The organism is Actinoallomurus sp. NPDC052308, from assembly GCF_040679195.1.
Taxonomy (GTDB): Bacteria; Actinomycetota; Actinomycetes; order Streptosporangiales; family Streptosporangiaceae; genus Actinoallomurus; species Actinoallomurus liliacearum.
Genome location: NZ_JBFAUM010000038.1, coordinates 1 through 23350 on the forward strand (window position 1 = coordinate 1; position 23350 = coordinate 23350).

16 protein-coding genes and 1 tRNA gene are annotated in these 23350 nt (G+C 70.1%); 10 read left to right on the forward strand and 7 right to left on the reverse strand.

The window, feature by feature from the left end:
- Positions 1 to 129 (reverse strand): helix-turn-helix domain-containing protein (locus tag AB0L00_RS41730; RefSeq protein WP_364443328.1); only part of this gene is annotated, 129 nt, incomplete at its 3' end.
- Positions 130 to 162: 33 nt separating this feature from the next.
- On the opposite strand from AB0L00_RS41730, the gene AB0L00_RS41735 reads away from it, so the two are divergent.
- Complete coding sequence (locus AB0L00_RS41735) at positions 163 to 960, forward strand: hypothetical protein (RefSeq protein ID WP_364443251.1); 798 nt, start codon at positions 163 to 165, stop codon at positions 958 to 960.
- Between the two features lie 191 nt (positions 961 to 1151).
- Here AB0L00_RS41735 and AB0L00_RS41740 read toward each other — a convergent pair whose 3' ends face one another.
- From AB0L00_RS41740 to AB0L00_RS41750, 3 genes are all read right to left on the reverse strand, one after another.
- A complete protein-coding gene (locus tag AB0L00_RS41740) occupies positions 1152 to 2894 on the reverse strand; it encodes an ATP-binding protein (RefSeq protein WP_364443252.1) in 1743 nt (580 codons plus the stop codon).
- A 357-nt stretch (positions 2895 to 3251) separates the two neighbouring features.
- On the reverse strand, positions 3252 to 4433 hold the full coding sequence (locus tag AB0L00_RS41745; protein WP_364443254.1) for a hypothetical protein: 1182 nt from the start codon (positions 4431 to 4433) through the stop codon (positions 3252 to 3254).
- A 10-nt stretch (positions 4434 to 4443) separates the two neighbouring features.
- A complete protein-coding gene (locus AB0L00_RS41750) occupies positions 4444 to 4755 on the reverse strand; it encodes a hypothetical protein (protein WP_364443256.1) in 312 nt (103 codons plus the stop codon).
- Positions 4756 to 5481: 726 nt separating this feature from the next.
- On the opposite strand from AB0L00_RS41750, the gene AB0L00_RS41755 reads away from it, so the two are divergent.
- Positions 5482 to 6645 carry a recombinase family protein gene (locus AB0L00_RS41755; protein ID WP_364443258.1) on the forward strand — a complete coding sequence of 388 codons (1164 nt, stop codon included), beginning with the start codon at positions 5482 to 5484 and terminating at the stop codon, positions 6643 to 6645.
- A gap of 115 nt (positions 6646 to 6760) precedes the next feature.
- On the opposite strand, the gene AB0L00_RS41760 is transcribed toward AB0L00_RS41755, so the two are convergent.
- Positions 6761 to 6846 (reverse strand) — tRNA-Leu (locus AB0L00_RS41760).
- A 232-nt stretch (positions 6847 to 7078) separates the two neighbouring features.
- Here AB0L00_RS41760 and AB0L00_RS41765 point away from each other — a divergent pair.
- Both AB0L00_RS41765 and AB0L00_RS41770 read left to right on the forward strand, forming a co-directional pair.
- On the forward strand, positions 7079 to 8386 hold the full coding sequence (locus tag AB0L00_RS41765; protein WP_364443259.1) for a M20/M25/M40 family metallo-hydrolase: 1308 nt from the start codon (positions 7079 to 7081) through the stop codon (positions 8384 to 8386).
- Between the two features lie 1017 nt (positions 8387 to 9403).
- Complete coding sequence (locus tag AB0L00_RS41770; protein WP_364443260.1) at positions 9404 to 11161, forward strand: chaplin family protein; 1758 nt, start codon at positions 9404 to 9406, stop codon at positions 11159 to 11161.
- A gap of 753 nt (positions 11162 to 11914) precedes the next feature.
- Here AB0L00_RS41770 and AB0L00_RS41775 read toward each other — a convergent pair.
- The gene (locus AB0L00_RS41775) at positions 11915 to 12100 is read right to left on the reverse strand and encodes a DUF5703 family protein (RefSeq protein ID WP_252782122.1); all 186 of its coding nucleotides are present in this window, start codon (positions 12098 to 12100) and stop codon (positions 11915 to 11917) included.
- A gap of 148 nt (positions 12101 to 12248) precedes the next feature.
- Here AB0L00_RS41775 and topA point away from each other — a divergent pair, with 148 nt between their 5' ends.
- The 4 genes from topA to AB0L00_RS41795 all read left to right on the forward strand — a co-directional run bounded on the left by topA (position 12249) and on the right by AB0L00_RS41795 (position 20224).
- The gene (gene topA / locus AB0L00_RS41780) at positions 12249 to 14876 is read left to right on the forward strand and encodes a type I DNA topoisomerase (protein WP_364443261.1); all 2628 of its coding nucleotides are present in this window, start codon (positions 12249 to 12251) and stop codon (positions 14874 to 14876) included.
- 26 nt (positions 14877 to 14902) lie between these two features.
- Complete coding sequence (tmk, locus tag AB0L00_RS41785; protein ID WP_364443262.1) at positions 14903 to 16921, forward strand: dTMP kinase; 2019 nt, start codon at positions 14903 to 14905, stop codon at positions 16919 to 16921.
- A 263-nt stretch (positions 16922 to 17184) separates the two neighbouring features.
- On the forward strand, positions 17185 to 18339 hold the full coding sequence (locus AB0L00_RS41790; RefSeq protein WP_364443263.1) for a DNA polymerase III subunit delta': 1155 nt from the start codon (positions 17185 to 17187) through the stop codon (positions 18337 to 18339).
- A 166-nt stretch (positions 18340 to 18505) separates the two neighbouring features.
- Entirely contained in the window at positions 18506 to 20224 is a 1719-nt protein-coding gene (locus AB0L00_RS41795; RefSeq protein WP_364443265.1) for a S8 family serine peptidase, read from the forward strand.
- Between the two features lie 99 nt (positions 20225 to 20323).
- On the opposite strand, the gene AB0L00_RS41800 is transcribed toward AB0L00_RS41795, so the two are convergent.
- Positions 20324 to 21838: a PQQ-binding-like beta-propeller repeat protein gene (locus tag AB0L00_RS41800; RefSeq protein WP_364443266.1), complete on the reverse strand. Its 1515-nt coding sequence runs from the start codon at positions 21836 to 21838 to the stop codon at positions 20324 to 20326.
- A gap of 164 nt (positions 21839 to 22002) precedes the next feature.
- On the opposite strand from AB0L00_RS41800, the gene AB0L00_RS41805 reads away from it, so the two are divergent.
- A complete protein-coding gene (locus AB0L00_RS41805; RefSeq protein ID WP_364443267.1) occupies positions 22003 to 22482 on the forward strand; it encodes a low molecular weight protein-tyrosine-phosphatase in 480 nt (159 codons plus the stop codon).
- A gap of 3 nt (positions 22483 to 22485) precedes the next feature.
- Positions 22486 to 23343, forward strand: a complete 858-nt coding sequence (locus tag AB0L00_RS41810) for a fructosamine kinase family protein (protein ID WP_364443268.1) — start codon at positions 22486 to 22488, stop codon at positions 23341 to 23343.
- The last annotated feature ends 7 nt before the right edge of the window (positions 23344 to 23350 follow it).

The window sequence follows — 23350 nt, forward strand, 5'->3', positions numbered from 1 at the left end:
ACCCCGGGCGAACGCCGCCCGCCACCTGCGCACCGTCGCCACCGAGACCCCCAGATCCCGCGCGACCTGCGCGTTACTGGCTCCAGGCTCGGCACCGAGGCCGAGCGTGCCCGGCTGGCCAGTAGACACAGTCGGTGACGGGCCGAGCGAGACCCGCTCGTGATGAGCAACACCGACGCGACCAAAAGAGTCCGTGTTATGTCGGGGAGGACCCTGTTGCGACCGACCGGCGTGTACTTCATCACCGCCTCCGACGCCCTGCAGGCGGCATCTGCGATGGCTCCGGCCGGTTCGTCACTGGGCACGTCGCGGTTCACCGGTGAGATCGTGGAGGGTCTCCCAACGGGGCGGATCAAGGAGAGCGGCTGGATCACGCCGGATGATCTCTTCGAATACCTTACGGCGCAGATGGCGCGGAACGGGATTCCGGAAGAGCGGCGGCCTACCAAGTCCACGATCCGCGCCACCCGGACTCTCCCTTTCGCGCGGTCGGTCGCCAGATCGGTGGTGCTTCCGGTTCCGCCTAGGGACGCCGCAGAAACGGCGCGGCGGTCGCCCGCCACGCGCAAGGCGAGGGAACTCGCCTCCTCGGGCGGCCGAGACGGCGTCGACTGGCAGCGACTACTGCGGTACTACGTCCACTGTCTCGCCGCCGGCCCCGACGCGCTCCGCTGTCACGCCAGGGCGGCGTTGAGATCGGATCTCAGGAGGCGACTTGGGCTCGACGTCGTGCTGCCACTTGCCCGGTTCGGATTTCGGACCCGTGAGACGGGCCAGCATCTGACGGCGGAGCCGAGGCGCACCGCACACCAGACCGACCAGAGTCTTTCTGGCCCGGTCTCCGCGCTCTCACCTCGCCACACGGTGCAGCCGAACCAGCGCCTCTTCAGGATGCGTCGCCACCATCTCGTCACGGCACGCCACGCTGATCACCTCGGCGAGCCGTTCACAGGGAGATAATCTCTACGCGACGAGTCGTATCTGTCGGCGGAAGCACCTGCCCTGCTCCTCGTCCCGGAGGGCATGACGCACTACCAGAGCGGCAGACTCCACCTTGCGGGTCGTGACCTCACCGTAGGTGTCCGTGCAACAGGGGGAACCTCAATTTAGGTATGGCGGTCGAGGATCCACTGCCGTCGGCGTCCTTCGGGTCAGACAGTGTTCTCGGGGCGGAAGAGGGGCTCCTGACGTGTGCGGCGGTAGCGGACGTGCATGCTCTTGGGGCTGCTGCCGACGATCTCGATCATGCCCTCTTCGCGCATGATCTTCAGCCACCGTCGGACGGTTTGATCGCTCAGGCCGGTCCGGGCGACCAGTTCGGCACGGGACAGGCTTTCGTCGTCGAGGGCTGTGAGGAGTTCGGCTCTGCGGTCGGCGCGCGGTGATCGACCTGCCGTGGCGGTGTGCCGAGGGGATAGTTGGTATCTGGCCCACCGGCGTGTTCCGGTTTGCGCGATGAGTTCGCGGGCGACGAGGTCCTGTAGTTCGCTGGTGGCTACGCGGGAGTCGACGCCGGTGGCGTTGCGGTAGGCGCGGTTATCGAGGACCCCCTCCTCACGCAAGACAGCGAGGGCTACGCATTGGCTGTCGGTGAGCCCTTGTTGGCCGAGACTGTGGATCCAGTTGATCGTTTCCTCGCTCAGCAGCGTGTGATTGGGGAAGGTCACGAGGAAGGAGGAGATCTTGTCGGTGAACTGCGGTGGGCTCATACCGGCGGCTAGGAGTGAGTCGAGCATGGCGCGGATGCCGGAGCCGCGGTTCTCGCAGACGGTGCGGGTCTCGCCGGGCAGGGGGACGTCTTCGAGGAGTTTGATGAGGGTGGCATTGCGGGCTGAAGAGATGCCTTCTTCGCCCAGGTTGTCTACGGTGACGGGGCCGAACAGTCCGCCGGGATTGCGGATGGTCAGCCGGTCGGGGTACATCTCCACCTGGACTTGAGCGCCGCGGGCGCCGCTGGACAGATCGCGGTGGACCAGAGCGTTGACGACCGCTTCGCGCAGCGCTGTCTCGGGGTACTCCCAGACATCCTGTCGGCCGGCGCCTCCGATGATCGCCCGGCGGGACATGTTCCGGCGGATGGCGGCCAGTGTGTCCCTGACCATGACCGGGACCGGACCCTCTAGGGTCACGTTGTCCAGGAATCTCTCGCTGGATCGGGGACCGGTCTCGGTGGGGTAGTGGACGAAGGTGACCATCAGCTGGGGGAAGTGCTCCTGAGGGTAGTCGCCGAGCGCCAGCAGCCCCGCCAGCGAGACCATGTCCTCGCCGTTCTGCCCCGGTACGAGTACCTTGGCGCGGCGCAGAACCGCGACACGGCCCAGGTCCTTGAACGCGTACGGCCTGCTGGTCCTCAACCGGGCGATCAGTGCATCGGCACTGGCCGCGTCAAGGTGTTCCAGCCCCACACCGTGGACGGCCTGCTCATCATCACGGGGCTGCCCGCGTGAGGACAGCATGACCTGAACCTCGTAGGCCGAGAGTCGGCGATCGCCGTCGCCGACTCTGATGCAGCTGCCCTTGGTGATGCCGGTCCCGCGCGGATAGCAGGGTTTCTGCGCGGGATCGATCTCAGGGATCTCCGCGACCAGAACCTGCGCTTCCTCGAAAGTATGGACCTTGATGAGCGGTCGGAGTGGCGGCTCCATGTCCTCGGAGCACATGGAAGCAAGGTCAGCGGCCAGCTTTGCGGGATCGGGGAGTCCCGTCGCGCGAAAGCCCTGGGTTTCGTCCAGCCCGAGGATGATGACACCACCCTGCGTGTTGGCGAACGCCGAGAGAGTCTCGCGCAGCGACTTGGGGAGGCCGCCCTGGGCCTTCTTCACCTCCACGTCGGCGATGTCAGCACCGATGGTGCGAAGGTTGGCGACGATCTCCGCGAGTTCTGCGTCGAGCATCTCATCTCCTCAGACCAACAACCATGCTAGTTAGCATGGTTGTGAGCATGGTTGTGAGCAAGCTGATTGGCCAAGGACATCGCTGATCGCCCGTAACCGCTGAGAGCTCCGTCCGATGCGTAACGGATCCTGGGGTGTCCGGGCGGGCGGCGGTGCGCTGTTCAGGGGGCTGTGATGATCTAGTTTGCGTGTCGCTCGGTAAGTTCGGCGATCTCCACCAGCGCCCCATCGAGCCGCATCTGCAACTCGACCGGTTCGCCCCACTCGGACCAGACGCCCACATATCAACGATCCAAGGCATGGGGCCGAGCGTCGGCGAACCTCGCGTATTCGCCAGGGCCGCTCAGCCGGGTGGGATCACTGTTCGGTCGGGGCGATGCCGAGGTCGGCGCGGTCGAAGCGGGCGATGAGACTGGGCTTGCGGAGATGCTGTCGGCGCAGGAGCGTGAACCGCCGTACGAACTCCTCGGCGTGGTCGGCGCGTGAGGTGACGACCTGTAGATCCTTGATGATCTCGACGGCTATGTCGTAGTCGTTCGGCCTGCGGGTGTTGATCAGCGCATCGACGCGGGCCCAGGCGGTTTCCTGGTCGCGGGCCAGTGTGTCCAGTCGTTTCTTGCGGGCCAGTGCACGTTCTCGTGCACGGCGGGCTTCCTCTGCGACGTGCGCGGCCTCGGCCTGCCGTTGGCGTTCCTGCCGGATGTCCGCGGCGGCGTCCAACAACTCGGCGACCGCGCGACGGGGACGTCCATTCTCGCTGATGCCGGGTTCACCACGGAAGCGACGCAGCAACTCCATCTGGACCTGGGCGCCGTGGCCTTGCGTGACCTGAAGCAGGAGCCGCTCCTTGTCCCTGGAGGGCAGGTCGTTGATCCATCCGGCGAGTTCGTGGGGATCGTTCTTGATCTTCGCCAGGGGTGGGCTCGTCTGGGCTGCGACCGTGAGCAGGTCGGCGTCCAGACGGAGGAAGTCCGCCAAGGCCCGCTGCGGCGCGGTGAGGGAGCTCAGCCCGGCGGGTACCGGCGGTTCGAGTTCGTCTTCGGCGTCGTAGTCGAAGGCGTCCTCGTCGCGTTCCCATGTCCCGTATCCGGCCAGCCAGGCCAGGTAGAGAGGCCGCAGGTCACCGGCGGCGAGTTCGGTGCGGACACCGATGATGGCCGACAGGGAGCCCTCGGCCCCCTCCACCCAGTCCCCGCCTTCGTCCTCGCTGCTCAAACCGAGGATGAGATGTTCGCGGGTGGTCCAGGCGGCCACGTGAGGGTCGATGCGGTACTGCTCGACGGTTTTCAGGTCGAGGAGGGTACGGGGCAGCCGGAGCATGACCTGGTGGGTGCCCCAGCTGGCGAGGTAGAGGTGGGCGTCGTAATAACGCTCCATCATCGCGCGTGGATCGCCGCGAAAATCGCCCCAGTGGTATTCATTGGTGAAGCTGGTGGCGGTGATCCGGGCCCGGGTGGACAGGGCGCGGACCTCGGTCTGCTGCCGTTCGTCCAGGGGGCAGTCGACGGCCAGGAATTCGTAGTACTGGTACTCGCTCATCGTCGCATTGTCACGGGGTGTAGTGCCGGTAGGCCTCGATCCATTCGGCGCCGGCCGGGGGTGGGGTGGGGAGTGGCAGGTCCAGGATGCCGATCGCCTGGCGGTGCTCGTCGCGGGTGCAGACCGCGACGATACCGCTACCGGGCAGCAGATCGACTTTTGTAACAGCCACTTCGATACCCAGGACGGTGGTCTGGAACGGGACAGCGAGGTTGTCCTCGATCACGAAATGGAAGGCCGTGAGCTGTTCGTACTCGTCATAGGCATCGACGATGGCCTGCTCGACCAAGGCATCCAGCTCGGCCTTCCTCGTTTTCGTCACGGACCGCAGCCTACCGAGGCGGCGAGTGGAGAAACGTTGCCATCGCGGTGGCGGCAGAGCCCAACCGAAACGGCTTTCCGTCGGACCCTCTGGACGCCAGCGCCGCCCTCCCGCTGCGTTTTCACGCGCGGTACCAGCGGCTGGTCGACATCCTCGTGACCCAGAAGTGGCGAGCCACCTCGTCGGCCTGAAGTCGCAATCACTTATCGCCCGCCATCCTCGACGGTTAATCCGTCATGACGCCTATACGTTATATACACGACATGGCCACCCTGAGAATCAGTGCCGAACCGAACTAAACCCGGCTATTCATGGCCAGAAGCGTAGATGACAAGATATGAGCCCATTATGGGTGCGAATTGGTTATGGTGTGCTGGTAATTTTTGTCGTTCGTCATATGCGGACTCTGGGTTTATTAGATGCTGGAACCGAAGTGTACGACTGCAGCGGGAGACGGGCCATGGTTGCGACTGTACCGTCGGGCACAAACCGGAGCGCGGGCGGCGATACGCTGCTGGCCTGGGCGGAGCGATCGGGAAACCGCACGGTGGCGGAGCCGCGTGGGGGCAGGCTTCGGTTCGCTTTCTATGGGCGGGTGTCGACAGAGGATCATCAAGATCCGGTGACGTCGCAGGCGCGGCAGCGGGATCAGGCCGCCGCCTTGGTCGGTGGGCATGGACGGATCATGGCCGAATTCTTTGATGTGGGGCAGAGTCGGGTGCTGCCGTGGGCGCGGCGTTGGTGGCGGCGATGGCGGATCCGGATCGCACCTTCGACGCGATCGTGATCGGGGAGTATGAGCGGGCGTTCTATGGCAACCAGTTCAGCCTGATGGCGTCGTTGTTCGAGCATTACGGCGTGCAATTGTGGATGCCGGAGGCCGACGGCCGGATCGACTTCGAGGCCGATGGCCACGAGCAACTGATGATCGGGTTGGGTATTCAGTCGAAGCGTGAGATCACACGGACCCGGATCCGGGTGCGCACGGCGATGGCCACGCAGGCCCGAGAGCAGGGCCGGTACCTGGGTGGCCGACCGCCCTACGGCTACCGGCTGGTGGACGCAGGCCCGCATCCGAACCGGGCGCATGCTGCGTGGGGGCGGCGGGCCCATCGGCTGGAGCCAGACCCGGAGACCGCGCCGATCGTGAAATGGATCTTCGCTCAGCGGCTGGCCGGTCACAGTGTGGCCCGGATCGCCCGTGCGTTGAACGACGCGGAGATCCCGTGCCCGTCGGCGGCCGATCCGGAGCGCAACGCCCACCGATCCGGGCGGGAGTGGACGCACACCACGGTGCGGAGCATCCTGGCCAATCCGCGCTACACCGGGCGGCAGGTGTGGAACCGTCAACCCACCGAACATGATCTGATCGATCCAGCCAACACCGGGCTCGGGCATCGCCAAGTGCAGCGGTGGAATCTGCCCGACGGCTGGGTGATCTCTCACCGGCCCGCGCACCCGGCGCTGGTCAGCGAAACCGACTTCGTCGCGGCCCAGAACATCCGCGCCCGGCGCGGCCACGCTGATCCAGATCGCTGTTATCGGTTGGCCGGACTGCTGCGGTGCGGGATCTGCGGGCGCCGCATGGAGTCGTGCTGGGCGAACAGCAGGGCGGCCTACCGCTGTCGACACGGCTACACCAGCGCCTCGAAGGTAGACCCCGAGCGACCGAAGAACCTCTACATCCGCGAGGACCGCATCCTCGTCCACCTGCCGGCGCTCTACATCCTCCTGGCCAAACCAGATCCCGTGAACACGCCGCCCACCGCTGAGGACATCATCGGCCACTTGCGAGCGGAGGAGATCACATTGACCTATGACCCCGAAACTCGAAGCCTTGGGACGGGCTCCCGCGAGGGGGTGAGGATCACCATCGACCGCACACGCTGAGCAGACGCACTGCCACAGCACCGGAAGAGGGAGTCACGTTCGGTGCCCAGCCGTAGACCGGGCACCCGACGGCGCTCCGTCATGCCCGGAGGAAACCGGACATGTGCAAACTGTGTGTCCGAGGGGGGACTTGAACCCCCATGCCCCGCAAAGGGCACTAGCACCTCAAGCTAGCGCGTCTGCCTATTCCGCCACCCGGACGTGGTGTGCCTCCGCGTCTCTCCGCGTCGGCTGCCACAGACTAGCAAATCCCTGGTGATGCCGCGAAGTCGGTTTCAGCGGCCACCCTGACCAGGCGTGCCAGGCCTGGGGGCGGCTGAGGGAGGATGGGGTGGACATCCCGGGCGAGACGAGCCGGGTACCCGCGACAGGCGGTGCGCCGCGCCTCAGGCGGCGGTGCTCCGGTTCTGCGCCGCGCGTGCGAGGAGGCAACGTGAGTAATCCTTCGGCTGAGGATGAGGTAGTCCAGCTGTGCAGTGACCTCATCCGTATCGACACCTCGAATCCGGGTGATCACAGCGGGCCGGGGGAGCGGGTGGCCGCGGAGTACGTCGCGGAGAAGCTCGCCGAGGTCGGCCTCGAGCCGAAGATCTACGAGTCGCACGCGAAGCGGTCGAGCGTCGTCGTACGGATCGAGGGGACCGATCCGCAGCGGGACGCGCTGTTGATCCACGGGCACCTGGACGTCGTTCCGGCGCGCAAGGAGGACTGGACCCGGGATCCGTTCGGCGGGGAGGTCGCCGACGACTGCGTGTGGGGGCGTGGCGCGGTCGACATGAAGGACATGGACGCGATGGTCCTCGCGGTGATCCGGGAGCGGCTGCGTCAGGGCCGTCGGCCGGAGCGGGACGTCGTGCTGGCCTTCCTCGCGGACGAGGAGGCGGGCGGCAAGTGGGGCGCGCACTGGCTGGTCGACAACCACCCGGAGCTGTTCGAGGGGTGCACGGAGGCGATCGGGGAGGTCGGCGGGTTCAGCCTGACCCTGCCGAACGACGACCGTCTGTACCTGATCGAGACGGCGGAGAAGGGCCTGGCCTGGATGCGGCTGATCGCCGAGGGTACGGCCGGGCACGGGTCGATGGTGCACCCGGACAACGCGGTGACGGCGCTGGCGGCGGCGGTGGGCCGGCTGGGGGAGCACGAGTTCCCGGTACGGCTGACGAAGACGGTGCGCGCGTTCCTGGAGGAGGTCTGCGACGCGACGGGTGTGGAGTTCGACCCGGACGACATCGAGAAGACCGTGCGGGAACTCGGGCCGTTGTCTCGGATGATCGGCGCGACTCTCAGAAATACCCTTAATCCGACTGTTCTGGATGCAGGCTACAAAGCCAATGTAATTCCGCAAACCGCCACGGCTCAGGTCGACGGGCGATTCCTGCCCGGATATGAGGAGGAGTTCTTCGCGACCGTCGACGAACTGCTCGGCGAGCACGTACGGCGGGAGTTCGTCCACCATGACATCGCGGTGGAGACGGAGTTCGACGGGCCGCTGGTGGCCGCGATGGCCTCGGCGCTGCGGGCCAACGACCCGCACGCGCGGCCGGTGCCGTACTGCCTGTCGGGCGGCACGGACGCGAAGTCGTTCGCCACTCTGGGCATCCGCTGCTTCGGTTTCGCACCGCTAAAACTGCCGAAGGATCTGGATTTTTCCGGAATGCTCCACGGCGTCGATGAGCGCGTTCCAGTCGACGGTCTGCGCTTCGGCGTGCGCGTCCTCGACCATTTTCTTGATCACGCCTGAAAACCTCTCGGCAATTGTCGATTCAATGCTCTCCGTGGTGATAGCGTGACTCACCGTACGGAGCGCCTTTGCGTTCCGCGCGGTGGGTCGATGCCGAGGAGGGCGCGTGGTTCCCAGGTGGTCGCGGTCACGGAGGTGCACCTCCGTCGTCCCGCGCCGCCGTGGTCTCCGCGCGCGATCGGTCACCCAGTGCCTGCGCGGTCTCCTCGCGCGGCCGGTCACCCGGCGCCTGCTGACCATGGCGGGCATCGCGGTCGCCGGCTGGCTGTTCGGAGCCGCCGGGCAGGCACACGCCGACACCGTTCCGGGCGCACGCCTTCCCAGCGCCGTCGCGCACGCGGCCCCGCACGTCACCGCTGATCCGGGTGACGTGCTGCCGTCGTTGCGCGCCGCCGCACCGGCCGTGCACATTCCCCGGGCGACTCTCCGGCACTCTCACCCGCCGTTGATCCCCGCCTCGCCGGCACCTGTGGCGAGCGGATCGGCCGGAGCCGTACGGCCCGGTACGTCGGAGGTCACGGCGGACCCTTCTCGGGCACCGCGGCATCCCGGCCACGGCCATCGCGCCACGGTCGGTCGCGGGCCGGTGACGAGCACCGGTCCGGTCGCCGCAACGGGGGCGTCCGAGAAGGTCTCCGTCGATCATGCGACCCGTTCCCGGGTCCCCGCGCCGGTCATGCCACGGATGCCGCAGCAGTCGCCGCACCGGGCACAGGCGCTTCCCCCGTCCATCGGCGACGGTGTCACCCAGACGGGGCTATGGCGTGCCCTCGGGTTCGGGGCGGCCTCTGGCCGCTCGCGTGTGTCCGCCCTGATCGTGCGGACGGTCCCCCCGGCCGTCCGCACTGCGGCGGACGAGCCCTCCTTTTCGCCTGACTAGTTCCCCCACCACCGGCCCGGCCCCCGCCGGGTCGAGGCGTGCCCGCATGCGCGCGGCCACGCCGTGAATTCCCCCAGGGACGTTCTCCGACTCCTGAGAGACGTACCCCCCAACCCTGTATCGAAGGAGCTTCATCCATGGCTACGTGGGCGAAGAGCACCGCGCGTGCCACGCTGCTCACCGCGAGTTTCGTCGCGCTCGGTGCCGGTCCGGCCCTCGCCGACGTCACCGACGGCTCGGGCAGTGTGCTCGGTGGCAACCAGGTCAAGGCGCCCGTTTCGGCGCCTGTCAACGTCAGCGGCAACGCCGTCGCCGTCATCGGTCACTCGATCGCCGGCTCGGTCGGCGGCGCGTCCGTGCACCGCGGCGGCAGCGGCCGTGGCGGGCAGTCGACGTCCGGGCGGCACAGCATCGGCGGCGGCAACCAGGTCGACGCCCCCATCACCGCGCCGGTGAACGTCTGCGGCAACGCGGTCGCGGTCATCGGTCGCTCCGCGGCCGGGTGCGCGGGCGGCGCCTCCGTCTCCGGCGGCCACGGCGGCGGGCACGGCACCGGCCACCATGGGCACACGACCGGAGCCGGATCCATCCTCGGCGGCAACCAGGTCAACGTCCCGATCGCCGCGCCGATCAACGTCTGCGGCAACTCGGCGGCCGTCCTCGGCGGGGCGCTCGCCGGATGCAAGGGCGGCGCCTCCGTCTCCGGCGGCCATGGCCACGGGCACAGCGGCGGCGGGACGACCTCCGGCCGGCACAGCATCGGCGGCGGCAACCAGGTCAACGTCCCGATCAAGGCCCCCGTCAACGTCTGCGGGAACGCCATCGGCAACGCCCTCGCCGGGTGCGAGGGCGGCGCGTCGGTCACCGGCCCCGGAAGCGCCGGCGGCGGCCGTACCAACGGTCGGCACAGCATCCTCGGGGGTAATCAGGTCACCATCCCGATCACCGCGCCGATCAACGTCTGCGGCAACGCCGTCGCGGTCCTCGGTGACGCCGCCGCCGGATGCGCCGGCGTGATCCCCCCGGTGCGCGGTGGCTCCGCCTCCGGCGGGCGCACGAACGGCCGGCACAGCATCGGCGGCGGTAACCAGGTCACCGCCCCGATCACCGCGCCGATCAACGTCTGCGGCAACGCCGTCGCCGTCATCGGCCGTTCCCTGGCGGGGTGCGAGGGCGGCGCCTCCGTCTCCGGCGGTCACGGCGGCCACGGCGGCGACCACCACTGCGTCTCCCCGCACCACGCCATGGCGGCACGAGCGCCACTCAGCGAGCTCCCGGTGCTGCCGGGTGCGCCGTCGCGTACGGGAGCGGTGGCGGCCAACCCTGCGGCCATGCCGGCCTTCACCGGACTGCGGTTCCAGCCGCGCCGGCGCATGAGCGCCCCCGTGACGTCGACCCTCCCCGACGCGCCTCGGACGCCGCTGGCCGTCCCGGCGCCGAGAACCCCGGTGGACGGCCGCCTGGCCGACCTCGCCGACGAGATCCCGGGCGCGCTCCCCGCGCTGCCGAACGCGGCGCGGATCGGTGGTAACCCGCTGAACCTCCCGCAGTCCTCCTCCGACACCTCTCAGACCGCCTCGGGCACCGAGAAGACCGGCGCTCCCGTTCCTCCGGGAGTCGCCGGCACGGTCCCGGGTGCGCGGGCGCTGCCCGATCTGCCGAGCGTCCCGGTCACCCGGCCGGTCCCGGCCGCGGGCGCGGCGCTGCCCGTCCCGGCCCGGTTCGGTCTCCCGCAGGTGGGCGGGCCGCCCAAGCGCATCCCCCCGATGCGGACGGTCGCGGCCCAGGAGCCGGCTCAGGCGGAGAACGGTGCGCTGGCCGCCCTGGCGCTCGCGGCGCTGCTCGCGGCGTCGTCCGGCACCGTCTCCCTGGTCCGCCGGTTCCGCGACCGCTGACGCCGACCTTCGACATCGACGCGGGCCCGCGATGGTGATGCGGGCCCGCAACGTCGACGCCGGTTCACGACGCCGGCACGGGCCCGCAGACGTCAGCGCGGGCCCGTGCCGGCTGAGGCGGGTTCGCGGCAGGTCGAGGCCCCCTGTAGGCGGTCAAGACGCAGCCGCAGCGGGGTCGCCATCGGGCTGCGGGTCCGTGGCAGCCGGAGGGAAAGCGGCGTCGCAGCCGGTCGAGGCGAGCCATGGGCGGTCAGAACGCAGCCCAGGCGGGGTCGGGGCGGGCCCCTGTCGGCTGAGCGGGTTCGCAACCGGTCAGGGCGAGTCGTGGACGGTCGAGGCGCAGCCGCGGCGGCCGAGGCGTGTGCGCGGTTGCGACGAGTCCGAATCTGGCCAGAACGCACCGTGATGCCTGAGGCGGGCCAGTGGCGGCCGAGGCGTCTGCGCGGCTGCGGCGGGTCCGCATCTGGCCAGACCGGCGACCGTACGGCTGAGGCCGCCTCGCCGATCCGCAGGTCCGTCGGGCCGCCGCTCCGGCCGGGTCTCGCGGCCGTAGGGAGGGTCGGTGACCGTCGTGACGGTTCTGTGATCGGTGTGGTGGGTGGACGCTCGCCGACGTCCGGCTTCGCCCGGCTGGGGGCTTGCCTTCCGGCCCGGCAAAGCCCGGTAAAAGGGAAAGTTTGTGCCAAGATGTGCCCTGCGCTCACGCTCGGGGCACATTGCTGTAGCGTCGAGGAGGTCGAGTACTGGCCGCCTCTACAAGGTGCGCGTAGCGCGGATGACCTTGCGGCGGAGCTGGATTCGGCGGCGTCCGTCGGGGTACACCCGCACGCGGACGAGTTCCCACCCGCCATGTTCGGCGTGCTCGACCATCACCTGCCTCGCGGCGTCCCGTGTCGTGCCGCGTGGTAGATGCAGTACTAGGTAGGAGTACTCCAGCATTGGCCTTATTCTGCTCCGTCTAGGGTCCTCACGGGGAGCGGGTGATCCTCTTCCGCGGATCCGGTCTGCCGAACGTCCCAGGTGGATCGGCTTCGGGGAGGCACTTGGCGACTCCCGCCGCAGTCGAGATTTGTGAGGTTCAAGCACCGTGCCCGACAGCAACGGCACAACGAGGTCCAGCCGCAACCGCCTGGTGATCGTCGAGTCGCCCGCCAAGGCCAAGACGATCGCGGGTTATCTCGGCCGTGGCTACGTCGTGGAGTCAAGTATCGGCCACATCCGTGATTTGCCGGAGAAAGCCGCTGATATTCCCTCGAAGTACAAGAGCGAAATCTGGGCTCGCCTGGGCGTGAACGTCGACCATGGCTTCGAACCGCTGTACGTCGTCAACGCCGACAAGAAGCAGCAGGTCGCCAAGCTGAAGAAGCTGCTGCAGGAGGCCGACGAGCTCTATCTCGCGACGGATGAGGACCGCGAGGGCGAGGCGATCGCCTGGCACCTGCGCGAGGTCCTCAAGCCGAAGGTGCCCGTGCGGCGCATGGTCTTCCACGAGATCACCAAGGACGCCATCCGCGCCGCCGCGGAAAGCCCCCGCGAGCTGAACCTCAAGCTCGTCGACGCCCAGGAGACCCGGCGCATCCTCGACCGGCTGTACGGCTACGAGGTCAGCCCGGTGCTGTGGAAGAAGGTCATGCCGAAGCTGTCGGCGGGCCGGGTGCAGAGCGTCGCCACCCGCCTCGTCGTCGAGCGCGAGCGCGAGCGCATCGCGTTCGTCCCGGCGCACTACTGGGACCTGTCGGCCACCTTCGACACCGGCAAGCCGGAAGAGCCCTCGACCTTCGCGGCCACTCTGGTCTCCCTCGACGGCAAGCGCGTCGCCCAGGGCCGTGACTTCACCGCGCAGGGCACGCTGAAGACCCAGGACGTCCTGCACCTCGACGAGGCCGCCGCGCGGGGGCTCGCCGAGCGGCTGCGGGACCGGCCGTACGCCGTCAGCTCGGTGGAGCGCAAGCCGTACCGCCGCAGCCCGTACGCTCCGTTCCGTACGACGACGCTGCAGCAGGAGGCCAGCCGCAAGCTGGGCTTCTCGGCGAAGTACACGATGCAGATCGCGCAGCGGCTGTACGAGAACGGCTTCATCACCTACATGCGAACCGACAGCATCACGCTGTCGGAGATCGCCATCAACGCCGCGCGCCAGCAGGCGAGGGCGCTGTACGGCGCCGACTACATCCCCGACAAGCCGCGCGTCTACCAGAGCAAGGTGAAGAACGCCCAGGAGGCGCACGAGGCGATCCGCCCGGCCGGTGACACGTTCCGCACGCCCGGCGAGACGGGTCTGTCCGGGGACCAGTTCAAGCTGTACGAGCTGATCTGGAAGCGCACCGTCGCCAGCCAGATGAAGGACGCCACCGGGCAGTCGGTCTCGGTGCGCGTCGGCGGCGAGTCCACCACCGGGGAGCGGGCCGAGTTCGGCGCCTCCGGAAAGATCATCACCTTCTACGGCTTCCTGAAGGCGTACGTCGAGAGCGCGGACGACCCGTCCTCCGACCGCGACGACCAGGAGCGCCGCCTGCCGCCGCTGGCGGAGGACGACCCGCTCACCGCGACCGAGCTGGGCGCCGAGGGCCACTCGACCCGGCCGCCGGCGCGGTACACCGAGGCGAGCCTGGTCAAGGAGCTGGAAGACCGCGAGATCGGCCGGCCCTCGACGTACGCCAGCATCCTCGGCACGATCCTGGACCGCGGGTACGTCTTCAAGAAGGGCACCGCGCTGGTGCCGTCCTTCCTGGCGTTCGCCGTGGTGAACCTGATGGAGAAGCACTTCGGCGAGCTCGTCGACTACGACTTCACCGCGCGCATGGAGGACGCGCTGGACGCCATCTCGCGCGGCGAGGCCGAGCGGGTCCGGTGGCTGCAGCGGTTCTACTTCGGCGAGGACGGGGACGGGCTCAAGGAGCTGGTCAGCCACCTCGACGAGATCGACGCCAAGGAGGTCAGCTCCTTCCCGCTCCCCGACAGCGACATCGTGGTCCGGGTGGGGCGCTTCGGGCCGTACCTCGACCGTGACGGCCAGCGGGTGAACATCCCCCAGGACATCACGCCCGACGAGCTGACCAAGGAGAAGGCCGAGGAGCTGCTCGCGCAGCCGAGCGGCGATCGCGAGCTGGGCGTCGACCCGGAGAACGGCCACTCGATCGTGGTCAAGACCGGCCGCTTCGGCCCGTTCGTCACCGAGATCCTGCCGGAGGACGCCCCGAAGAACGCGAAGGCGCGTACGGCGTCGCTGTTCAAGTCGATGTCGCCGGAGGCCGTGACGCTCGAGGAGGCCCTTCAGCTCCTGTCGCTGCCGCGCGTCGTCGGGGAGCTCGACGGTGAGCCGGTCACGGCGCAGAACGGCCGGTTCGGCCCGTACCTGAAGAAGGGCACCGACAGCCGGTCGCTGCAGGGCGAGGACCAGCTGTTCACGGTCACCATCGAGGAGGCCAAGGAGATCTTCGCCCAACCGAAGCAGCGCGGGCGCGGCCGGGCCGCCGCGGCGCCGCCGCTGCGCGAACTCGGCGAGGACTCGGGCAACAAGATCGTCATCAAGGAGGGGCGCTTCGGTCCGTACGTCACGGACGGCGAGACCAACGCCAGCCTGCGGAAGGGCGACGAGGTCGAATCGATCACGATGCAGCGGGCCCTCGAACTGCTCGCGGAGCGTCGCGAGAAGGTCGCCGCGGGCGGCGGGAAGAAGCCCGCGCGGCGGCGTACCGCGAAGTCTCGTTCCTGACGCTCTCAGGTGGATACGCTGACACAATGACCAGAACGGGCAGCTCTTCCGGCGTGCTGTCGATCAGGCCGTTCCGTCGGCTCTGGATCGCCCTGTCGTTGTCGAGTTTCGGCGATTGGCTCAGCATCCTGGCGTTGACCGCGCTGGCCGGCTCACTGACCAAGGGGTCGGCGGAGAACTATGCGATCGGCGGCGTGCTCGTCATCAAGCTGCTGCCGGCGCTGATCTTCGGGCCGCTCGCCGGCGCGGTGGCCGACCGCTTCGACCGCCGCACCACGATGGTGATCGCGGACATCCTGCGGTTCAGCCTGTTCCTGTCGATCCCGATCGTCGGGCGGCTCGACTGGCTGTTCGTCGCCACCTTCCTGGTCGAGATCGTGACGCTGTTCTGGATCCCGGCCAAGGAGGCCACGGTCCCGAACCTGGTGCCCAAGGACCGGCTCGAGAAGGCCAACCAGATCAGCCTCATCTCGACGTACGGCTCGGCGCCGGTGGCGGCGGGGACGTTCTCGGTGCTGGCGCTGATCTCCGGGGTGGTCTTCAAGACGCACCAGCAGCAGGCCGACCTCGCGCTGTACATCAACGCGGTGACGTTCCTGGTCTCCGCGATCACGATCTTCTCGCTGCGCGAGATCCCCCGGCAGGGCGGCAAGGTCTCGGTCCCGTCGATCCTCAAGCAGATCGTCGCCGGCTGGCGGTTCGTCGGCTCGACGCCGATGGTGCGCGGCCTGACCGTCGGAATCGCCGGCGCGTTCGCCGCGGGTGGCGCGGTGATCGGCGTCGCCAAGGTCTACGTCAAGGACCTGGGCGGGGGCGACGCCGCGTACGGTGTCGTCTTCGGCATGGTCTTCGTGGGCATGGCGGTCGGGATGTTCCTGGCCCCTCGCATCCTGAAGGACTTCAGCCGCCGCCGGCTGTTCGGCCTGGCGATCATCGGGTCCGGCGTCGCGCTGGCGCTGATCGCCATCATCCAGAACCTCGTCATCGTCTGCCTGCTGACAGCGCTGCTCGGGGCGGGCGCCGGCATCGCCTGGGTGATCGGCTACACGCTGGTCGGCTTGGAGGTCGAGGACAGCCTCCGCGGCCGTACGTGGGCGTTCCTGCAGTCGCTGGTCCGGGTCGTGCTGCTGCTCACCCTTGCCGCCGTGCCGTTCATCGCCGTAGGGGTCGGCGAGTACCGGATCAAGGTCGCGCACGGCGTCTACCGCTTCGCCGGCCCGAACGCGGTGCTGCTGCTCGGCGCGCTGGTCGCCGTCATCGTCGGCCTGCTCGCCTACCGGCAGATGGACGACCGCAAGGGCATCCCGCTGTCCCGCGACCTCCTGGCCGCGCTGCGCGGCGAGGAGTACGTCCCGGAGGAGCCGGGGCACGGCGAGCGCGGCGTGTTCCTCGCGTTCGAGGGCGGGGAGGGTGCCGGGAAGACCACGCAGGCCCGGCTGCTGGCGATCTGGCTCCGTGACCAGGGCTTCGACGTCGTCACGACCCGCGAGCCGGGCTCGACGAAGATCGGAATGCGGCTGCGCGCGCTGCTGCTGGACAAGGAGACCTCCGGCCTGTCGGCCCGCGCCGAGACCCTGCTGTACGCGGCGGACCGCGCGCAGCACGTCGCCGAGGTCATCCGCCCGGCGCTGGAGCGCGGCGCGATCGTCGTCACCGACCGGTACGTCGACTCGTCCCTGGCCTATCAGGGCGCCGGCCGCGAGCTGCAGGTCAAGGAGATCGCCGAGGTGAACCGCTGGGCCACCAGCGGGCTCACCCCCGACCTGACGATCGTCCTGGACGTGCCGTCCGAGGTCGGGCTGGGCCGGTTCGCGTCCCCGGCCGACCGGATCGAGTCCGAGCCCCGGGAGTTCCACGAGCGCGTACGCCGCGGGTTCCGGGCCCTCGCCGAGGCCGAGTCGCACCGGTACCTCGTCGTCGACGCCACCCAGCCCCAGGAGCAGATCACCCGGCAGATCCACGACCGGGTCCGCGCCATCCTGCCGGACCCCGTCCCGGCCACCGCCGAGGCCGTCACGAGCACGATGCCGGTCATCAGCGACTGACCGCCGGCCCGCGAACGACCACTCCGCGGGACCGCCCGGCCCCCGGAGGTCGCCGTCGACGCGGGCGTAACGCTCGGTGAAGCCACCGAGAGCGGGCCCGTCATCGGGATGAACCACCGGGCAGGGTGGCCTTTCACCGAGTGTGGTGCCCGTCTCGCCGAGCGCAGGGTGGCATGGGGACACCGAGTCGGTCGGCCCATGCGGCGAACGCTCGCGCCAGGCCCTAGCATCGAATGCGCCACAGGGCTGGAGGAGATCGACGCGTGACGGTGTACGACGACCTGGTCGGGCAGGAGCCCGTCATCGAACAGCTGCGCGCCGCCGCGGCCGCCGGAGCCGACGCCCTGGCCGGTACGGGCGGCGGCGGCATGACGCACGCCTGGCTGTTCACGGGCCCGCCCGGGTCGGGGCGCTCGACCGCCGCCCGGGCGTTCGCCGCCGCGCTGCTGTGCCCCGACCAGGGCTGCGGGCACTGCGCGTCCTGCCACCAGGTGCTGTCCGGCAGCCATGCCGACGTCGAGGTCGTACGCCCCGCCGGGCTGTCGTACGGCGTCAAGGAGACCCGCGCGCTGGTGCTGCGGGCCGCCTCCTCGCCGACCGGCGGGCGCTGGCGGATCGTGCTGTTCGAGGACGCCGACCGGTCCACCGAGCAGGCCGCGAACGCGCTGCTCAAGGCCATCGAGGAGCCCCCGGCCCGTACGGTCTGGCTGCTGTGCGCGCCGTCGCCGGACGACCTGGTCGTGACGATCCGGTCCCGTTGCCGGCTCGTGACGCTGCGGACGCCGCCCGCGCACGCGGTCGCCGACGTCCTCGTGCTCCGCGACGGGATCGACCCGGACACCGCGGCCGCGGCGGCCCGGGCCGCGCAGGGGCACGTCGGCCGGGCGAAGCGCCTGGCCACCGACGAGCAGGCGCGCCGCCGCCGGGCCGACGTGCTGGCCGTCCCCGGCCGGCTGAACGGTGTCGGGCCCGCCGTCGAGGCCGCCGAGGCCCTCGTGAAGGCCGCGGAGGCCGAGGCCAAGGACCTCGGCGCGGAGCTGGACGCGGAGGAGACCGCGGCGCTGCGCCAGGCGCTCGGCGAGAGCGCCAAGGGCCGCATGCCGCGCGGCACCGCGGGCGCCCTGAAGGAGCTCGAGGACCGGCAGAAGTCCCGGACGACCCGCATGAAGCGCGACGCCATCGACCGCGCGCTCCTGGACCTGGCCTCGTACTACCGGGACCTGCTCGTCGTGCAGCTCGGCGCGGGGGTGGAGCTGGTCAACACCGACCGGGCCCGGGAGCTGCGGTCGGTGTCCGGGCCGCCGGAGGCCACGCTGCGCCGCCTCGAGGCGATCATGGTCTGCCGGGAGCGCCTGCAGGCCAACGTCAATCCCCAGCTCGCGGTCGAGGCCATGGCGATGGCCCTGCGCACCGGCTGATTCCGCCGGTCCGGCGCCCGCGCGTGGCGCCGGATCGTATTCCATGGCCATTACCGGCCATAGATCTCACCGGTCGCAACACTGGACGAACCACGCACGGAACCGCTCTGATGCCTCCATTGCCAGTTCTTTACCGGCAGCAGATTGACACCAATGGAGGTGTGCAGTGCGGCGTGCCATCGTTCTGGCCGCCTGCGTCGCTGTGACGGCGGCGCTCGCGGCACCCGCTCAGGCGGGGCCCTCACCGACGGCCTCGGCCGACGGAAAGGCCACGGAGTACGTCGTGCTCTACAAGGACGGCGTCTCCCCCGAGCAGGCGCACGCGGCGATCAAGGCCGCGGGCGGCACCATCGTCCGGGAGAACACGGCCGTGGGACTGGCCACGGTCCGCTCGACGCGCAGCGCGTTCGGCACCGACGCCCGGCGGCAGTCCGCCGTCGGCGGGGTCGCGCGCAACCGGGCCGTCGGCGAGGCGCCCAAGATCACGCGCCGGGCGGCCGACAAGAACATCGCGGTCGAGAAGGAGGGACGCGACGGCGGGAGCCACGGCACCGCCGCGAAGAAGGTCAAGGGCGACCCCCTCGCCGGCAGCCAGTGGGACATGCAGAAGATCCACGCGACCGCCGACGGGTCCTACAAGGTGGAACCCGGTGACCGCCGGGTGCTCGTGGGGGTCATCGACACCGGCATCGACGGCAACCACCCCGACATCAAGGCGAACTTCGACCGGAGGCTGAGCCGCAACTTCACCACGGACATCCCGGTCGACGCCAACGGCGCCGAGGTCGACGGCCCCTGTGAACACCCCTCCTGCGTCGACCCGGTCGACGAGGACGACAACGAGCACGGCACGCACGTCGCCTCGACGATCGCCTCCCCGCTCAACGGGCTCGGCATCGCCGGCGTGGCGCCGGGCGTCACCCTCGTCAACGTACGGGCCGGGCAGGACTCGGGCTTCTTCTTCCTGCAGCCGGTCGTGGACGCGATCACGTACGCCGCGGACGCCGGCATCGACGTGGTCAACATGAGCTTCTACACCGACCCGTGGCTGTTCAACTGCCCGGACAACCCGGCCGACTCGCCGGAGTACCAGGCCGAGCAGCGCACGGTCATCGCCGCCACCGAACGCGCCCTGGCCTACGCCCACCGGCACGGCGTCACGATGGTCTCGGCGGCGGGCAACGGGGCGACCGACTACACCAAGACGATCGTCGACGCCTCGAGCCCGGACTACCCGGCCACGCCCGGCGAGGCCCCGTACAGCCGCACGATCCCGCCGAGCTGCGTCTCCGAGCCCAGCGAGGGCCAGAACGTCATCGCGGTCTCCTCGGTCGGTGTCAGCGGCCGTAAGGCGTACTACTCCGACTACGGCAACGGCTACGTGGACGTCGCCGCGCCCGGCGGTGACGTGTACGACACCGCCGACGGCAAGCGCGACGTCACCAAGGGCATCCTCGCGGCCTACCCCGAGTCGCTGGCCCGCGCCCGCGGTGAGCTGAACGCCGACGGCACGCCGAACGTCCCGTACGTCGTCCGCGACTGCAAGGGCACGACCTGCGGCTACTACCAGTACCTGCAGGGCACCTCGATGGCCTCCCCGCACGCCACCGGCGTCGCGGCGCTCATCGTCAGCCGGTACGGGCACCGCGACCCGAGGCACGGCGGCCTGACCCTGTCCCCGGACGTCGTCCAGCGGATCCTGCAGGGCACGGCCACCGAGCAGGCCTGCCCGTCGCCGGCCGCCTTCACGTACACGCGCTACGTGCTGCAGGCGGACGGCACCTACAAGAAGGTGACCGCCACCCACACCTGTGAGGGGTCGGCCGGCCACAACGGCTTCTTCGGCAGCGGCATCGTGGACGCCCTGCACGCCGTGGGCCACTGACGCCCCGCTTACGTGAGGCACGGCCCACCCGCACCGCGCGGGTGGGCCGTGCGCGTCTCGGGCCGTGCGCGTCTCGGGCCGTGCCCGTCTGGGGCCGGGTCAGCGGGCCCGGAAGGCGGAGACCGGGGCGCTGTGCGGGATCACCGCCCGCTCGGTGAGCACGACGTAGCGGCTCCCGGCCGAGTAGAACAGCTCGTCGTCGTCATCGCCGGGGAAGCGGGGCACGCCGACGTAGGTCAGCCTGCCGTCGCGCAGGGACAGCGCCCACAGACCCGGCTTCCACGAGGTGCCGCCGAGGACGTGCACGAGTCCGGGCTCGGCCTGCAGCGCGGCGAAGTCGCCGACACCGGTCGACCAGCGCAGCCGGCCGTCGGCCAGGTCGTAGCCGACCAAGCGATACTTGCCGCCCGGCAGCTGCGCCTTGGCCACCAGGAGCCCGTCCTGCAGGACCAGGTGACGGGCGGGCGTCGCCCGGAACCCGTGGTCGCTCACGTCCAGCCGCCGCTGCCCGTCGTCGATCGGGATCGTCGCCCGCACCCGGCCCGTCTCGTCGAACGAGGCGATGACGCTGACGCCCCGCTGCCCGCCCTCCTGGATGGAGAAGACCGCGGGATCCGCCGAGAGCGGCCGGATGTTCGCGGAGGTGCCCTGGATCGGGGCCTTCACCGTCCACCGGGCGCGCCCGGTCGCGGCGTCCAGGGCGCGGATCCGCGGCACCTGCTCGAAGCAGGAGACCGTCGTCAGGACCTGGTCGTGGCCGGCGGTGACGGTCGCCAGGCGGCAGCGGTCGGCCGCCTTGTCCTGCCAGAGGGGAGTGCCGTCCCGCAGGCGCAGCGCCATGACCGCCTGAGAGGTCTGCACGGCCGCCATGCCGTCCGTGACGGCGAGGACGTCCGCGCTGACCGACGACGAGATGCCGTCGGCGGGCACGCCGCGCTCCCACAGTGCGCGGCCGGTGTTCAGGTCGACGGCCGTCACCCGGCCGCACGGCTGCGTCTCGGCGCCGTGCGCGATCAGGCCGACGCCGTCGGCGGTCGTACGGCTCATCGCGCACAGGACGTCGCGTCCGGGCACGGTGTAGGTCCAGCGCACGGCGCCGGTGGCGACGTCGTAGCCGACCAGGCGGTCGAACCGCGCGCGGACCACCGTCGTTCCGGAGAGCCAGCCGCCGAGCCCCTCCGTCGTGGGCGGCCGGTCGGCCGGCGCCTGCCACACCGCGGCGAGCGTCCGGCCGTGCGACCAGCGGAAGACGGCCATTCCGGGGAGGACCCCCACCAGGGCGAGGACGACGACGCCGAGGCAGCCGAGCCGGCGGGAGCCCGCCCGCACGACGCAGAGCATCGCGGCCGGGACCACGACGAACAGCGAGACGATCGAGACCGGCAGCATCCAGGCCGTCCCCCGGGGACACGGCCCGTACGAGATCCCATTGCGGTCCGTTCCGCACGATCCGCCGGCCTCGGTGCCCAGGGTCCAGAAGCTGGAGACCAGCATCGTGAGCACCATTCCCAGCAGGACCGCGCCGATCACTCCGATGACGATCGGGAGAATCCGCCTGGGCGGCTTACGCGTCGGCTCCGGCGGCACGATCCGGAACCCGTTGTCCACGGACATCCCAGCGCTCCTCTTCCGCTTGCGGCTGGGATGGAACGGCCAGTCCGGAACAGCCGAAGCGTTGAACCATGAGACTCCCGAGAGGCGGATTCGGTTGCCGCCATCCGGGCGGTCGTCCACAACCTGTGGATGCCGAATGGCCGGGCGCTGAATAGGCTTTCCGCATGCCGTACCGCGTCACATTCGTCTGCACGGGCAACATCTGCCGCTCCCCGATGGCCGAGCACGTCTTCCGCCGGCACGCCGAGGAAGAAGGCCTCGACGTGGAGGTCGACAGCTCCGGCACCGGACACTGGCACGTCGGCGACCCCGCCGACGAGCGCACGGTCGCGACGCTGCGCCGCGCCGGGTACACCTCCGCGCACCGGGCACGGCAGTTCGAGGCCGCCTGGTTCGACCGGTACGACCTGATCATCGCACTGGACCAGGGACACCAGCGCGACCTGCGGTACCTCGCCCCGGACGAGGAGGCCGCCGCGAAGATCCGGCTGCTGCGCGAGTTCGACCCGGACGCCGGGCACCTCGACGTCGCCGACCCGTACTACGGCCGCAACTCCGCCTTCGAGGAGGTGCGCGAGCAGATCGAGGCGGCCGTCCCCGGCCTGCTCGACCACGTGCGCGAGCAGCTCAAGAACGCCGGCTGACCCGTGGACCGGCTCCTCGGCACACCCGTCGCCGAGGTCACCGACCTGGGCACGAGCCACGAGTGGTCCCTGCGGCGGGCCACCCTCACCGACGGACGCCGGGTCTTCGTGAAGGAGGCCCGGCGGCGCATCGACGGGCTGTTCGCGGCGGAGGCGGCGGGGCTGCGCTGGCTGGCGGAGGGCTGGCGTCGGGTCGCGGGCGACGTGCCGGGTCCCGTCCCCGAGGTGCTGGCCGCCGACGAGACCACCCTCGTCCTGCCGTGGATCGAGGGAAGCGCGCCGACACCGGTGGCGGCCGAGCGGTTCGGGCGGGAGCTGGCCGCCCTGCACGGCGCGGGCGCGGAGTCGTACGGCGCGCCGTGGCGCGGCTACATCGCCGAGCTGCCGCTGGACAACACGGCCGGATCGTCCTGGCCGGAGTGGTACGCCGAGCGCCGCGTGCTGCCGTACGTCCGGATGGCGGTGGACCGGGGAGCGCTGTCGGCGGCCGACGCGGCGCTGGTCGAACGCGCCGCCGCCCGGATCCCGGACGTCGCCGGCCCCGCCGAGCCGCCCGCCCGGATCCACGGCGACCTGTGGTCCGGCAACGTCCTGTGGGGCCGCGACCGCGCATGGCTGATCGACCCCGCGGCGCACGCCGGGCACCGTGAGACCGACCTGGCCATGCTCGAGCTGTTCGGCGCCCCGCAATTCGACCGGATCATCGCCGCCTACGACGAGGTCGCGCCGCTCGCCGCCGGGTGGCGGCAGCGGGTGCCGCTGCACCGGTTGCACCCGCTGCTCGTCCACACCGTCCTGTACGGCCGGGCCTACCGTGGGCAGGCCCTCGACGCCGCGCGATCCGTGCTGCGCTCCCGCTGAAGAGCCC

Excerpts from the sequence above, each read along its gene's own strand:
- AB0L00_RS41805 (WP_364443267.1), top strand. The coding sequence starts at position 22,003 with ATGCCGTACCGCGTCACATTCGTCTGCACGGGCAACATCTGCCGCTCC.
- tmk (WP_364443262.1), top strand. The coding sequence starts at position 14,903 with ATGACCAGAACGGGCAGCTCTTCCGGCGTGCTGTCGATCAGGCCGTTC.
- AB0L00_RS41745 (WP_364443254.1), bottom strand. The coding sequence starts at position 4,433 with ATGAGCGAGTACCAGTACTACGAATTCCTGGCCGTCGACTGCCCCCTG.
- AB0L00_RS41775 (WP_252782122.1), bottom strand. The coding sequence starts at position 12,100 with ATGCTGGAGTACTCCTACCTAGTACTGCATCTACCACGCGGCACGACA.
- AB0L00_RS41800 (WP_364443266.1), bottom strand. The coding sequence starts at position 21,838 with ATGTCCGTGGACAACGGGTTCCGGATCGTGCCGCCGGAGCCGACGCGT.
- AB0L00_RS41735 (WP_364443251.1), top strand. The coding sequence starts at position 163 with ATGAGCAACACCGACGCGACCAAAAGAGTCCGTGTTATGTCGGGGAGG.
- AB0L00_RS41740 (WP_364443252.1), bottom strand. The coding sequence starts at position 2,894 with ATGCTCGACGCAGAACTCGCGGAGATCGTCGCCAACCTTCGCACCATC.
- AB0L00_RS41770 (WP_364443260.1), top strand. The coding sequence starts at position 9,404 with ATGGCTACGTGGGCGAAGAGCACCGCGCGTGCCACGCTGCTCACCGCG.